This is a genomic window from Trinickia violacea, from assembly GCF_005280735.1.
Lineage (GTDB): Bacteria > Pseudomonadota > Gammaproteobacteria > Burkholderiales > Burkholderiaceae > Trinickia_A > Trinickia_A violacea.
In genome coordinates, this window is sequence record NZ_CP040077.1 from 4,572,998 (window position 1) to 4,585,964 (window position 12,967).

The window sequence follows — 12,967 nt, forward strand, 5'->3', positions numbered from 1 at the left end:
GAAGAGAAGAGGTCATCACCATGGAAATCGATTTGAATGCCGATCTCGGCGAAGGCTGTGGATTCGACGAGGCGCTGCTGGATTTCGTCAGCTCGGCAAACATCGCGTGCGGCTGGCACGCGGGCGGCGCCAATGCGATGCGCGACTGCGTGCGTTGGGCCGTCGAAAAAGGCGTGGCGATCGGCGCGCACCCGAGCTTCAACGACCCGGAAAACTTTGGCAGGAAAGAGATGGACCTGCCCGCCGGCGACATTTACGCGGGCGTGCTCTACCAGCTCGGCGCGCTGTCCGCGATCGCGCAGGCCGAGGGCGGGCGCATCGTCCACGTGAAGCCGCACGGCGCGCTGTACAACCAGGCCGCGCGCGACCCGGCGATCGCCGATGCGATCGTGTCGGCGGTGCACGACTTCGATCCTTCCGTTGCCGTGTTCGGTCTCGCGAACAGCAGCTTCGTCGACGCGGCTCGCCGCGCCGGGCTTGTCGCGATCGAGGAGGTGTTCGCCGACCGCGGCTATCGCTCCGACGGCTCGCTCGTGCCGCGCGGCCAGCCCGGCGCGATGATCGACGACGAAGACGAAATGCTCGAACGCACGCTCACGATGGTGCGCGAGCGGAAAGTGAAAGCGATCGACGGCAAGTGGGTGCCGCTCAACGCCCAGACGATCTGCCTGCACGGCGACGGTCCGCACGCCCTCGCCTTTGCGCGCCGGATTCGCAACGCGCTCGAGGCCAGCGGCATCGAGGTCCACCCCGCCAGCGCGCTGCGCGCCTGAGCCGGCGGCTTAACGGAGAGCGCAGCCTAAACCAGCATCGCAGTACGACAGACGCCCCGCTCCTTGCGGGGCGTCTGCCAAGTGCAGTCCCAGCGGCCAGACAACCAGGACAACCATCAGAAGAGCCGCCCGAAGCAAACCCGCGACACGAATAAAACCCATAGCGTGCCGCGCTTCCGAGGAGGTTCGCCGCATTGCCCGCTTCGCGCGCTACCCGCGCGCCGAGGCAAGCAGCGCGGCGGTTTGGTTGGACACCGTTTGGAGACAACTACATGCAGACCACCGTCAGCCTTTGGCCGCTGATCGGGGTAGCCGTCATCATCATTGGATTCTTGCTGCGCTTCAATCCGATGCTGATCGTCGCGGCTGCCTCGATCGTGACCGCGCTCGCCGCGCATTTCCCGCCCGACAAGATCCTCGCCGCGATCGGCAGCGGCTTTTTGAAGACCCGCAACATCCCGATCATCATCTTTTTGCCGCTCGCGGTGATCGGGCTCCTCGAACGGCACGGCCTGCGCGAGCGGGCGCAGATGTGGATCGCCAGCATCAAGACCGCGACCGCCGGACGGCTGCTCATCATCTATCTGCTCGTGCGCGAGCTGACTGCCGCGGCCGGACTGACCGGACTCGGCGGACATCCGCAGATGGTGCGGCCGCTGCTCGCGCCGATGGCCGAGGGCGCGACCGAAACCCGCTTCGGCAAGATCAGCGACGCGGTGCGCTACCGGCTGCGCGCGTACGCGGCGTCGACGGACAACGTCGGGCTCTTCTTCGGCGAGGACATCTTCGTCGCGTTCGGCGCGATCGTGCTGATGGTCACGTTCCTGAAGGAAGCGGGCATCAGCGTCGAGCCGCAGCACGTCGCGGTGTGGGGGATTCCGACTGCGATCTGCGCGTTCCTGATCCACGGCTTCAGGCTTTACTTGCTCGATCGCCGGCTGGAACACGAGCTCGGCGGGCAACGCGCCGGCCGATCCGAAGCCGACGCCAAGGCCGATGCCGCGCAAGACACCACGAACGCCGCAGGAGACCAGGCATGACGATCACGCTCAACTATTTGTTCTGGCTCGTCGGGCTCACGCTCTTGATCGTCGGCGGGATGATCCTCGTCGATAAAGCGCATCCACGGCGTTTTGCTGCGGGCGGCTTTTGGATTCTGTATGCGTTCATCTTTCTGATCGGCGACAAGCTGCCGGTCGAAGCGGTCGGCGCGCTCGTGATCGTGATGGCGTTGATCGCCGGCTTCGGCGGCGTGACGCCGGGCAAGCCGAAGACGCTCTCGGAAGACGCACGTCGCGCAAGCGCGACGCGTCTCGGCAACAAGCTCTTCATCCCGGCGCTGACGATTCCCGTAATCACGGTCGTCGTGACGCTTGCCGCGAGCCATCTGTTGTTCGGCGGCACGCCGCTCGTCGATCCGAAGAACGTGACGCTGATCGGCTTCGGCTTTGGCTGCGTGATCGCACTCGCGATTACCTGCGTGATGACGCGCGATACCGTCGGGCAATCGATGAAGGAGGCGCGGCGCTTGGTCGACGCGTTGTCGTGGGCCGCGGTGCTGCCGCAGATGCTCGGCATGCTCGGACTCGTGTTTTCCGATGCGGGGGTGGGCAAAGCGGTCGCGCATGTCACGACGGCTTATATCAACCTCGATTACCGGCTGGTGGCGGTGGCCGTCTATTGCGTCGGCATGGCGCTCTTCACGATGGTGATGGGCAACGGCTTCGCCGCGTTTCCGGTGATGACGGGCGGAGTCGGCGTGCCGATTCTCGTCAACGTGTTCCATGGGAATCCCGCGACGATGGTCGCGATCGGGATGTTCTCGGGCTATTGCGGGACGTTGATGACGCCGATGGCGGCGAACTTCAATATCGTGCCGGCCGCGCTGTTGGAGTTGCCGGATAAGAATGCGGTGATCAAGGTGCAGGTGCCGACGGCGTTGACGTTGTTGGTTGTGAATATCTTCTTGCTGAATTTTTTGATGTTTTTGTGACGGTACACGCGCAGCGCTTGGTGAGTGGAATGCATCGAGCGCTGCGTGAGAAAAGGTTTAGCTGGCTTCCACCACAAAGCCATGCTGGCGCAACAATGCCAGCACCCCCTTCGGTCCACCCAAGTGCAACGCCCCGATCGCCACAAAGATCGGCTTATTCGGCCCCGCGATCAAAAGCATCCGCGCCACAAACCGCCGGTTCCGCTCATAAACGATCTTGTTGTCGATCGCGTTCGACACCGGCTCCGAGCGAGCGAGCTTATCGGACTTAGCCGATGCCCACGCCGCAATCGCGTCGGCATCGCCAATACGCCAGAGCCGATGCAGCTCCATCACATCGGCAACGTTCTCGGCCGGTGTCTGCTGCAAATCCTGCGCAAGCATCTCGCGCTGCTCGGCAAGCGTCAGCCCCGTGAACGCGCGCATCTGCTCGCCGAGCGTTTCAAGCCCCACCACCTTGCCCTTCGTCTTCAGATAAACGTTCTGCAACTGCGCTTCCGACCCATATTCGGTCTGCAGCCCAGCCGCGAGCGAGTCATACGTCTCGACCAACAGCGCAGCGAGCCAAGGCCGTGTCTTCTTGATCTCATCCAACGCAGCCGGATTACCGCGCAGCCGATTCTCGAGCTTGCGCCACAACGCGTCGGGCAGCAAACGCGGCAGACACTCGCGCGAGCAGACGCCGTACTTCGTCACATCGTCCTGTGACTCGATCAGGTCATCGGGAGAGAGTTCCAGCGCGAGCGTCGGAGAGGCAGCCAAAGCCGCCAAGATCGGCCGCCGAAAAGGCTGAGCAGCCGGATAGTCGGACGGGTCGCCAACATGCAGCGTCCCGAGCAGGTAGATCGTCGTCTGCCCTTTGGTGGCGACGTAAAACGGCATATGTGCCGGCTGCACCTGCACCGGCCCGCTTGCGGTGGTACCACCGCTAGTACTCGGAAAACTCGGCGGCGCCGTGTGAAACCCAGGCAGCGACGCCCGAGGCTGGCTGCTCGCCGGCGCTGAAGAGGGCACCGGCAAATGCGCCGGCGGCATCGCCGTGTTGGCGGGCGCGGCGACGGCCTGCGCTATACCTAGCAGTACGTCGGAACCCCGCGGGATGAGCGCAAGCGCAGCGCTCACCAGGAGGAGCGCTGACCAGCGCCGCGCGAAGGCGGCGCTCGTGCCGCCTTCGTGCAAGCGGCGCGCAATGCGACGCGCCGCCCGCGCTTCAGGCATCCGCCTCCCCTACCTCTTCGGCACGGTGGCACGCCACCTGCCGTCCATCCACTTCGCGCAGTTGCGGCACCTCGCTGCGGCACCGCTCGACCGCATACGGGCAACGCTGATGGAACGTGCAGCCCGACGGCGGATTGAGCGGCGAAGGCAGCTCGCCTTGCAGCTTGATCTGAATGCGCCGGTCCGATTCGAAGATGGCCGGCGTCGCCGACATCAGCGACCGCGTGTACGGATGCCGCGGCCGCGCGAAGATCGTCTTCTTGTCGCCCAGCTCGGCGACGCTGCCGAAGTACATCACCATCACGTCGTCGGCGACGTGCTCCACCACCGACAAATTGTGCGAGATGAACACGTAGCTCGTCTTGAACTGGTCCTGCAGGTCCATGAACAGGTTCAGGATCTGCGCCTGGATCGACACGTCGAGCGCGGACACCGGCTCGTCGGCGACGACGATCTGCGGATCGAGGATCATCGCGCGCGCAATCGCCACGCGCTGGCGCTGGCCGCCCGAGAACATGTGCGGATAGCGCTTGGCGTGCTCGGGCCTGAGACCGACGGTGCGCATGATCTGCGCGATGCGCTCGGCGCGTTCGGTGGCGGAAAGCGCGGTGTTGATCGCGAGCGGCTCGCCGAGTGTCTGCTCGACGGTCTTGCGCGGATTGAGCGACGCGAACGGATTCTGGAACACCATCTGCACGTTCCGGCGCAACGCTGCAATCCTCTCCTTGCTGGCGCCCGCGACGTCATAGCCCTGGACCACCAGCCGCCCCGACGTGGGCGGTTCGATCATCGTGAGCTGGCGGGCGAGCGTCGACTTGCCGCAGCCGGACTCGCCGACCACCGCGAGCGTCTTGCCGCGCGTCAGCGAGAACGACACGCCGTTCAACGCCTTGACGGTGCCGTGGCCGAACATCCCGCGCTTGACCTGGTAGTGCTTCGCCAATTGATCGGCGACGAGCACCGGCTCCTCACCCTGCTGCGCGTGAGGCGTTTGGGGTACTGCATTCATCAGGCGCCTCCGTGCGGGGTGGTCTTCGAGTGGATCGAATCGAGGTTGAGCGGCTTGATGCAGCGCGTGCGCATCCGTTCATCGGGCGCGTCAAGCATAGCAAGCGCCGGCCGCGCCTTCATGCAATCGTCCACCACGTACTTGCAGCGCGGCGCGAACATGCAGCCCTTCGGGCGGTCGTCGCGGCCCGGCACCATGCCCGGCAACGCGGCGAGCCGCACCGCGCCGATATTGTGCTCGGGAATCGCGGCGAGCAGGGCCTCGGTATAGGGATGGTGAGGTGCCGCGAAGATGTCCGGCACGCGGTTCGTCTCGATCACCTCGCCCGCGTACATCACCGCGACGCGCTGCGCGACTTCCGACACCACCGCCAGATCGTGCGAAATCAGCACGAGCGCCATGCCACGCTCCTTCTGTAGCTTCACGAGCAGGTCCATGATCTGCGCCTGGATGGTGACGTCGAGCGCGGTAGTCGGCTCGTCGGCGATCAAGAGCTTCGGGTTGCACGCGACGGCCATCGCGATCATCACGCGCTGGTTCATCCCGCCCGACATCTGGTGCGGAAACGAAGTGATGCGGTTCTTCGCATCGGGAATGCCCACCTGATCGAGCAGCTCGAGCGCGCGCTTGTGCAAAGCGTCGCCGCGCAGCCCTTCGTGCAGCTTCAGCACTTCCTTGATCTGATAGCCGACGGTGTAGCTCGGGTTCAGGCTCGTCAACGCATCCTGGAACACCATCGCGATGTCCTTGCCCACGATCTTGCGGCGTTCTTTCGCCGTCGCTTTCAGGAGGTCGCGGCCGTTGAACGTGATTTCGTCGGCAGTCACGATGCCGGGCGCGTCGATCAAGCCCATCAAGGCCATCATCGTCACGCTCTTGCCCGAGCCCGACTCGCCGACGATGCCGATCACCTCGCCCGGGGCGATGTTGATGTCGACGCCGTCGACGGCGGGCAGGCCGCTGAAATTCACCCGCAGGTTGCGGACGGTTAACAGGTTGTTGCTCATGTTCAGGCCATCCGTTTCAGTTTGGGGTCGAGCGCGTCGCGCAGCCCGTCGCCGAGCAGGTTGATCGCGAGCACCGAGATCAGGATGGAGAGGCCGGGCATCGTCACGATCCACCACGCGTTGTCGATGTAATCGCGCGCCGAAGCGAGCATCGCGCCCCACTCCGCGGCCGGCGGCTGCACGCCGAGGCCGAGGAAGCCGAGCGCCGCCGCATCGAGAATCGCCGACGAAAAGCCGAGCGTCGCCTGCACGATCAACGGCGCGGTGCAGTTCGGCAGCACCTGCGAGAACATCAGGCGCGGCGTGCCGGCGCCGGCCACGCGCGAGGCGGTCACGTACTCCTTCTGCAACTCGCCGAGCGCCGACGCGCGCGTCAAACGCACGTAGCCCGGCAGCGCGACGATCGCGATCGCGAACATCGTGTTCGTGAGACCCGGGCCGATGATTGCGACCACCGCCACCGCGAGCAGCAGCGACGGCAGCGCGAGCAGCACGTCCATGAGACGCATGATCGGCGTATCGGCCCACTTGTCGAAGAAGGCGGCGACGAGGCCGAGCACGATGCCCGGAATCAGCGCGAGCACGACGGAGACGAAGCCGATCCAGAACGACATCCGCGCGCCGTACATCAGGCGGGACAAGATATCGCGGCCCGCTTCGTCGGTGCCGAGGATGAACTTCCAGTTGCCTCCGTCGAGCCACGCGGGCGGGATCTTCACGTTGTCGCGGTACTGTTCGATCGGGCTGTGCGGCGCGATCAGCGGCGCGAAGATCGCGACGAAGATCAGCACGAGCACGATCGCGCCCGCCGTGACGGCGCCGCGGTTGCGTGAGAAGTTGGCCCAGAACTCGCGCAGGGCGAGCACGCGGCCGCTGGGCGGCGTGACCGCTTGGGGGACTGTGTTTTGAATGTCAGCCATGGCGTGGTTACCTCGTATGGCGAATGCGCGGATTCAACACGCCGTACAACAAATCGACGACGAGATTCACGACGATCACGAGCGTCGCGATCATCAGAATCCCTCCTTGCACGACCGGATAGTCGCGTCGGCTGATCGCATCGATCAGCCACTTGCCGACGCCCGGCCACGAGAACAACGTCTCGGTCAGCACCGCGCCCGCGAGCAGCGTGCCGACCTGCAGGCCGATCACGGTCACGACCGGAATCAGCGCATTGCGCAGCGCATGCACGACGACCACGCGCACGGGCGACAAACCCTTCGCGCGAGCCGTCCGGATGTAGTCTTCGCGCAGCACTTCGAGCATCGACGAACGCGTCATCCGCGCGACGACCGCGAGCGGAATCGTGCCGAGCACGATCGCCGGCAGGATCAGGTGGCTCACCGCCGACTTGAACGAGCCTTCATCGGGCGCGAGCAGCGCGTCGATCAGCATGAAGCCGGTGACGTGCGGAATGTCGAATTCGACCGCGATGCGGCCGGACACCGGCGTCCAGCCGAGATCGGCCGAGAAGAACATGATGAGGATCAACCCCCACCAGAAGATCGGCATCGAGTAGCCGGTGAGCGCGGTGCCCATCACGCCGTGATCGACGATCGTGCCGCGCTTGAGCGCCGCTAACACGCCAGCCGGCAGGCCGACGGCGAGCGCGAAGATCATCGCGCAGAACGACAGCTCGACGGTCGCCGGAAAGCGCGCGAGGAATTCGCCCATCACGCTCGTATTGGTGATCAGCGACATGCCGAGGTTGCCGTGCAGCGCGCGGCCGACATAGTGGAGATACTGCATCGGCAGCGGTTCGTCGAGCCCGAGCTGGTGGAGCGCGGCGGCGTGCATGGCCGGATCGACGCCGCGCTCGCCCATCATCAATTCGATGGGGTCGCCCGGTATCAGGTGGATGAGTGCGAAAGCGAGGATGGTAATGCCGATGAATGTCGGTATCACCATGCCGATGCGGCGTAAAACGAATCGGAACATGGTTCGTCCCTAAATCTTCGAGGAGGAAAAACGCGACCGGCGACAAGGGGCTCGTGACCCCCGTCGCCGGACTTTGTGAGGAATTTCAGCGGCTGCTGAAAAGCGTACCTTGCGAGCCTTACGGCAAGCCGTAACGGCGCACCGTGACGGCGAACCGTAACAGCAAGCCGTAACGGCGAGCCTTACTTCACCCCGACACCGTCGAAACGCAGATACCCGAGCGGTTCGATCTTCATGTCGATCACCTTCTTGCTGACCGGCTGATAGACGGTCGAGTGCGCGATCGGCGAGAACGGCAGCTGCTGCGCCCAGATCTGCTGCGCTTGCTGGTAGATCTGCGTGCGTTGCGCCTGATCCGGCGTTTCGCGGCCCTTCTTGACCAGGTCGTCGAACGGCTTGTAGCACCACTTGCCGAAGTTGCTGCCGTTCACCGCGTCGCAGCCGAGCAGCGTGCCGAGCCAGTTGTCCGGATCGCCGTTATCGCCGGTCCAGCCGATCAGCATCGTGTCGTCCTCGCCGGCGTGGGCGCGCTTGATGTACTCGCCCCACTCATACGTGACGATCTTCGCGCGCACGCCGATCTTCGCCCAGTCGGCCTGAATCATTTCCGACATCAGGCGCGCGTTCGGGTTGTACGGACGCTGCACCGGCATCGCCCACAGCGTGATGTCCATGCCATTCGGGAAGCCGGCCTTCGTCAGCAGATCCTTCGCCTTCGTCGGATCGTACGACGCCAGCTTCAGGTTCTTGTCGTATGACCATTGCGTCGGCGGCATCGGTGCCTGGGCGGCCTGACCCGCGCCTTGGTACACGGAATCGATGATCGCCTTCTTGTTGATCGCCATGTCGAGCGCCTGGCGCACCTGGGCGTTGTCGAGCGGCTTGTGCGTCACGTTGTACGACAGGTAGCCGAGGTTGAAGCCCGGCTGCGACGGCATGTCGAGGTTCGGATCGGCCTTCAGCGTCGAGATATCGGCGGGGCGCGGATAGGCCATCACCTGGCATTCGTCGCGCTTCAGCTTCTGCACGCGCACGCCCGGGTCGGGCGTGATCGCGAAGATCAGCTTCGAGATCTTCACGGTATCCGGCTTCCAATAGTCAGGATTGCCATCGAAGCGGATCGTCGCGTCCTTCGTGTAGCTCTTGAAAACGAACGGGCCGGTGCCGACCGGATACTGGTTGATGTCCGCGGCCTTGCCGGCCTTGAGCAACTGGTCTGCGTATTCAGCCGACAGGATCGACGCGTACTCCATCGCCATGTTCTGGATGAACGGCGCGTTCACTTCTTTCAGCGTGAACTTGACGGTGTAGGGATCGACTTTCTCGACCTTCGTAATCAGCTTGTCGAGGCCCATGTCGGTGAAGTACGGGAACTGCACCGGGTAGGCTTTGCGGAACGGCTGGTTCGGGTCCAGCATGCGCTGGAACGTAAACACGACGTCGTCCGCGTTGAATTCGCGGGTCGGCTTGAAGTAGGCCGTCGTCTGGAACTTGACGCCGTGGCGCAGGTGGAACGTGACGCTCAGCCCGTCGGGCGCGACATCCCACGACTCGGCGAGACCCGGCTCGACCTTGGTGCCGCCGCGCTCGAACTCGACGAGGCGGTTGTAGACCGTAAACGTATTGGCGGTGAAATCGGTGCCGGTCGTGTATTGGCCTGGATCGAAGCCTGCGGGACTGCCTTCTGAGCAGTAAACCAGGGTCTTGTTCGGGATCGCGGCGTGCGAGATCGTCGCAGCGCTCAGCGATGCCGCTGCGGCGACGCCTGCGAGCATGGTCGTACGCATGGCGCGCAACAGTCGGGTTTGCTTCATGTTTCCTCCAGTTCTCAAGCCGGGCTGGGCCGGCGTAGCGCGATATTACTTACGTTTGATTACCCGAACAAGCGGTCGAAAATAGGCATTGCCAAGCCGTGAAATCCCGTGCTGAGTAGACGCCGCGACAGGTCGCGCGGACGATTTCGAAGCGGTGGACGAGGGTTTTGTGGGGCAGCGCCGCCGCGCGGGAGGGGGTGATCGAACTGCGATCCTTCGACATGACGCGCTCCTTTTAGTAACCGTTCTGGTTCGAGCGATGCGTTCAGTGACGTGATCGTAGCTTAGTCAATATTTTTGGCGCTGAGGACAGGGATTACGCCGATCTTACGGAGGGCGGGCCGCGGCGGGGAAGCCGCGGCCCGGTTGAAGCGCTCGAAGCGCGCGAAAAGGTTAAACGCCGAGGGGTCAAACGCCGAGCCGCTCGCAAATCGCCTTGGTGGCCGTTGCGGCGTTGAGCGTATAGAAATGGATGCCCGGCACACCCTGGTCGACGAGCCGCTGGCACAGTCCGGTCACGACATCGAGCCCGAAGGCGCGAATCGCTTCCCGATCGTCGCCGAAGCTCTCGAGGCGGCGCGCGACCCAGCGCGGCACTTCCGCCCCGCACATCTCCGAGAAGCGCATGAGTTGCGAGTAGTTCGTGATCGGCATGATGCCCGGCACGATCGGCACGTCGACGCCGAGCTTCCTGGCGTCGTCCACGAAGCGGAAGTACGCGTCCGCGTTGAAGAAATACTGCGTGATCGCCGAATTCGCGCCGGCCTTCACCTTGCGCGCGAAGTTCTCGAGATCGTGCTTCGGCGAACGCGACTGCGGATGGTATTCCGGATAGCCCGCCACTTCGATCCAGAACCAGTCGCCGTGTTCGGCGCGAATGAAGCTCACGAGCTCCGACGCATAGCGCAGCTCGCCGACTGCGCCCATGCCCGAGGGCAGGTCGCCGCGCAGCGCCACGATATGGCGGATGCCGTTCGAGCGGTACTGGTTGAGAATCGCGCGCAAGCTCTCCTTCGACGAGCCGATGCACGACAGATGCGGCGCCGCTTCGAGGCCGTCGGCGGCCATGTCGAGGACGGTATCGAGCGTGCCTTGCTGCGTCGAGCCGCCCGCGCCGAACGTGACGGACACGAACTTGGGCTTCAAGAGCGCGAGCTCCTTGCGCGTGGCTCGCAGCTTATCGATGCCTTCCTGCGTTTTCGGCGGGAAGAACTCGAATGAAATTTCGATCGGTTTCATGATGAGTGAATAGTCCGGCGGCAGCCGAGTCCGACGCGGCGTCAGACGAGGTTGCGATTACCGAAGATCAGCGCGGACAGCAGCCACGACACGATGCTGTACAGAATCGAGCCGAAGAACGCCGCCCAGAAACCCGATACCTCGAAGCCCTTCAAGAGCGACGCGCACAGCCAGAAGCACAGCGCGTTGATCACCAGGATGAAGAGGCCGAGCGTGACGATCGTAACGGGCAGCGTCAGCAGGATCAGGACCGGCCGGATGATCGCATTGATGAGCCCGAGCACGAGCGCGATGATGAGCGCCGTGCCGAAGCTGCGGATGTGGATCGACGGCACGAGGTACGTGATGATCAAGAGCGCGAGCGCGTTGATCACCCAGGTTAGCAGCCAAATCATCGAGGGCTCCTTTCGGTTTTGGGTCCGCCACATGGAACACCGCCGCGCGCTTTGCGGCGCACGGCGGCATCGGGGACATCAAGCGGCTCGGCGCGGCGCACGAAGCGCGCGCGTTGCCGGATTCCTGCTGGTTTTCTTGCTTGGTTTCCGCTTAGTACCGGTAGTGGTTCGGCTTGAACGGGCCGTTCTTGTCGACGCCGATGTAGCCGGCCTGGTCGTCCGACAGCACGGTCAGGTTAGCGCCGATGCGCGCGAGGTGCAGGCGCGCGACCTTCTCGTCGAGATGCTTCGGCAGCACGTACACCTTGTTCTCGTACTGGCCGCCGCGCGTGAAGAGCTCGATCTGCGCGAGCGTCTGGTTCGCGAACGAGTTCGACATCACGAACGACGGGTGGCCCGTCGCGCAGCCCAGGTTCACGAGGCGGCCTTCGGCCAGCAGGATCACGCGCTTGCCGTCCGGGAAAATGATGTGGTCGACTTGCGGCTTGATGTTTTCCCACTGGTACTGGCGCGTCGACGCAACGTCGATTTCCGAGTCGAAGTGGCCGATGTTGCAGACGATCGCGTTGTGGCGCATCGCCTTCATGTGATCGTGGTTGATCACGTGGTAGTTGCCCGTGGCCGTCACGAAGATGTCGGCCTTGTCGGCGGCGTACTCCATCGTCACGACGCGGTAGCCTTCCATCGCCGCTTGCAGCGCGCAGATCGGATCGATTTCGGTGACCCACACGGTCGCGCCGAGGCCGCGCAGCGATTGCGCGCAGCCCTTGCCCACATCGCCGTAGCCCGCGACGACCGCGATCTTGCCCGCGATCATCACGTCGGTCGCGCGCTTGATACCGTCGACGAGCGACTCGCGGCAACCGTACAGGTTGTCGAACTTCGACTTCGTGACCGAATCGTTGACGTTGATCGCCGGGAACGGCAGACGGCCGTCCTTTTCCATCTGATAGAGGCGGTGCACGCCGGTCGTCGTTTCTTCGGTGACGCCCTTCACTTGCGCGAGGCGCTTCGAGTACCACGTCGGATCGATTTCGAGGTGGCGCTCGATCGACTTGTACAGCGCGACTTCTTCTTCGTTGGTCGGCTTGGCGATGACCGAGCGGTCCTTCTCCGCCTTCGAGCCGAGGATCAGCAGCAACGTGGCGTCGCCGCCGTCGTCGAGGATCATGTTGGCGTTTTCGCCGTTCGGCCATTCGAAGATGCGGTGCGAGAACTCCCAGTATTCGTCGAGCGATTCGCCCTTGAACGCAAACACCGGCGTGCCGCTCTTCGCGATCGCGGCGGCGGCGTGGTCTTGCGTCGAGAAGATGTTGCACGAGGCCCAGCGCACGTCCGCGCCGAGCGCCTTCAGCGTCTCGATCAGCACGGCCGTCTGGATCGTCATGTGGAGCGAACCCGCGATGCGCGCGCCCTTCAGCGGCTGCTGCGCCTTGTACTCTTCGCGGATTTGCATGAGACCGGGCATTTCGGTCTCGGCGATATTCAGTTCCTTGCGGCCCCAGTCGGCAAGCGACAGGTCGGCAACGACGAAATCTTGGGATTTGGAATCGATAACTGCGGCGTTCATCACGCCCTCCT

The 12,967-nt window shown here is 64.0% G+C and carries 13 protein-coding genes; 3 read left to right on the forward strand and 10 right to left on the reverse strand.

What is annotated here, in order from left to right:
• Positions 1-20: 20 nt before the first annotated feature.
• The 3 genes from pxpA (at position 21) to FAZ95_RS20975 (ending at position 2,766) form a co-directional block, all read left to right on the forward strand.
• Positions 21-773: a 5-oxoprolinase subunit PxpA gene (pxpA, locus tag FAZ95_RS20965; RefSeq protein WP_137334191.1), complete on the forward strand. Its 753-nt coding sequence runs from the start codon at positions 21-23 to the stop codon at positions 771-773.
• 272 nt (positions 774-1,045) lie between these two features.
• Positions 1,046-1,813 (forward strand): DUF969 domain-containing protein, encoded by a 768-nt coding sequence (locus tag FAZ95_RS20970; protein WP_137334192.1) that lies wholly within the window; start codon positions 1,046-1,048, stop codon positions 1,811-1,813.
• On the forward strand, positions 1,810-2,766 hold the full coding sequence (locus FAZ95_RS20975) for a DUF979 domain-containing protein (RefSeq protein WP_137334193.1): 957 nt from the start codon (positions 1,810-1,812) through the stop codon (positions 2,764-2,766). Before FAZ95_RS20970 ends, FAZ95_RS20975 begins: the two co-directional genes overlap by 4 nt.
• Positions 2,767-2,823: 57 nt before the next feature.
• Here the strand turns inward: FAZ95_RS20975 and FAZ95_RS20980 are convergent, their stop codons facing one another.
• From FAZ95_RS20980 to ahcY, 10 genes are all read right to left on the reverse strand, one after another.
• A complete protein-coding gene (locus FAZ95_RS20980; RefSeq protein WP_137334194.1) occupies positions 2,824-3,984 on the reverse strand; it encodes a TraB/GumN family protein in 1,161 nt (386 codons plus the stop codon).
• Positions 3,977-4,993, reverse strand: coding sequence for a peptide ABC transporter ATP-binding protein (locus tag FAZ95_RS20985; RefSeq protein ID WP_137334195.1), 1,017 nt, complete (start codon positions 4,991-4,993; stop codon positions 3,977-3,979). Before FAZ95_RS20985 ends, FAZ95_RS20980 begins: the two co-directional genes overlap by 8 nt.
• Positions 4,993-6,000 carry an ABC transporter ATP-binding protein gene (locus tag FAZ95_RS20990; RefSeq protein ID WP_137334196.1) on the reverse strand — a complete coding sequence of 336 codons (1,008 nt, stop codon included), beginning with the start codon at positions 5,998-6,000 and terminating at the stop codon, positions 4,993-4,995. The genes FAZ95_RS20985 and FAZ95_RS20990 overlap by 1 nt, the downstream gene beginning before the upstream one ends.
• Before the next feature lie 2 nt (positions 6,001-6,002).
• Entirely contained in the window at positions 6,003-6,920 is a 918-nt protein-coding gene (locus tag FAZ95_RS20995; protein ID WP_137334197.1) for an ABC transporter permease subunit, read from the reverse strand.
• A gap of 7 nt (positions 6,921-6,927) precedes the next feature.
• Entirely contained in the window at positions 6,928-7,938 is a 1,011-nt protein-coding gene (locus FAZ95_RS21000) for an ABC transporter permease subunit (protein ID WP_137334198.1), read from the reverse strand.
• A gap of 182 nt (positions 7,939-8,120) precedes the next feature.
• On the reverse strand, positions 8,121-9,752 hold the full coding sequence (locus FAZ95_RS21005) for an ABC transporter substrate-binding protein (RefSeq protein ID WP_137334199.1): 1,632 nt from the start codon (positions 9,750-9,752) through the stop codon (positions 8,121-8,123).
• A gap of 49 nt (positions 9,753-9,801) precedes the next feature.
• Positions 9,802-9,975 carry a hypothetical protein gene (locus FAZ95_RS39410; protein WP_175425660.1) on the reverse strand — a complete coding sequence of 58 codons (174 nt, stop codon included), beginning with the start codon at positions 9,973-9,975 and terminating at the stop codon, positions 9,802-9,804.
• A 185-nt stretch (positions 9,976-10,160) separates the two neighbouring features.
• Positions 10,161-10,991: a methylenetetrahydrofolate reductase [NAD(P)H] gene (gene metF, locus FAZ95_RS21010; protein ID WP_137334200.1), complete on the reverse strand. Its 831-nt coding sequence runs from the start codon at positions 10,989-10,991 to the stop codon at positions 10,161-10,163.
• A gap of 41 nt (positions 10,992-11,032) precedes the next feature.
• Positions 11,033-11,386, reverse strand: coding sequence for a phage holin family protein (locus tag FAZ95_RS21015; protein WP_137334201.1), 354 nt, complete (start codon positions 11,384-11,386; stop codon positions 11,033-11,035).
• A gap of 151 nt (positions 11,387-11,537) precedes the next feature.
• The gene (gene ahcY / locus FAZ95_RS21020) at positions 11,538-12,956 is read right to left on the reverse strand and encodes an adenosylhomocysteinase (protein WP_137334202.1); all 1,419 of its coding nucleotides are present in this window, start codon (positions 12,954-12,956) and stop codon (positions 11,538-11,540) included.
• Between the last annotated feature and the right edge of the window lie 11 nt (positions 12,957-12,967).

Excerpts from the sequence above, each read along its gene's own strand:
- metF (WP_137334200.1), bottom strand. The coding sequence starts at position 10,991 with ATGAAACCGATCGAAATTTCATTCGAGTTCTTCCCGCCGAAAACGCAG.
- ahcY (WP_137334202.1), bottom strand. The coding sequence starts at position 12,956 with ATGAACGCCGCAGTTATCGATTCCAAATCCCAAGATTTCGTCGTTGCC.
- FAZ95_RS39410 (WP_175425660.1), bottom strand. The coding sequence starts at position 9,975 with ATGTCGAAGGATCGCAGTTCGATCACCCCCTCCCGCGCGGCGGCGCTG.
- FAZ95_RS20990 (WP_137334196.1), bottom strand. The coding sequence starts at position 6,000 with ATGAGCAACAACCTGTTAACCGTCCGCAACCTGCGGGTGAATTTCAGC.
- pxpA (WP_137334191.1), top strand. The coding sequence starts at position 21 with ATGGAAATCGATTTGAATGCCGATCTCGGCGAAGGCTGTGGATTCGAC.
- FAZ95_RS21000 (WP_137334198.1), bottom strand. The coding sequence starts at position 7,938 with ATGTTCCGATTCGTTTTACGCCGCATCGGCATGGTGATACCGACATTC.
- FAZ95_RS20995 (WP_137334197.1), bottom strand. The coding sequence starts at position 6,920 with ATGGCTGACATTCAAAACACAGTCCCCCAAGCGGTCACGCCGCCCAGC.
- FAZ95_RS20975 (WP_137334193.1), top strand. The coding sequence starts at position 1,810 with ATGACGATCACGCTCAACTATTTGTTCTGGCTCGTCGGGCTCACGCTC.
- FAZ95_RS21005 (WP_137334199.1), bottom strand. The coding sequence starts at position 9,752 with ATGAAGCAAACCCGACTGTTGCGCGCCATGCGTACGACCATGCTCGCA.
- FAZ95_RS20970 (WP_137334192.1), top strand. The coding sequence starts at position 1,046 with ATGCAGACCACCGTCAGCCTTTGGCCGCTGATCGGGGTAGCCGTCATC.
- FAZ95_RS21015 (WP_137334201.1), bottom strand. The coding sequence starts at position 11,386 with ATGATTTGGCTGCTAACCTGGGTGATCAACGCGCTCGCGCTCTTGATC.
- FAZ95_RS20980 (WP_137334194.1), bottom strand. The coding sequence starts at position 3,984 with ATGCCTGAAGCGCGGGCGGCGCGTCGCATTGCGCGCCGCTTGCACGAA.
- FAZ95_RS20985 (WP_137334195.1), bottom strand. The coding sequence starts at position 4,993 with ATGAATGCAGTACCCCAAACGCCTCACGCGCAGCAGGGTGAGGAGCCG.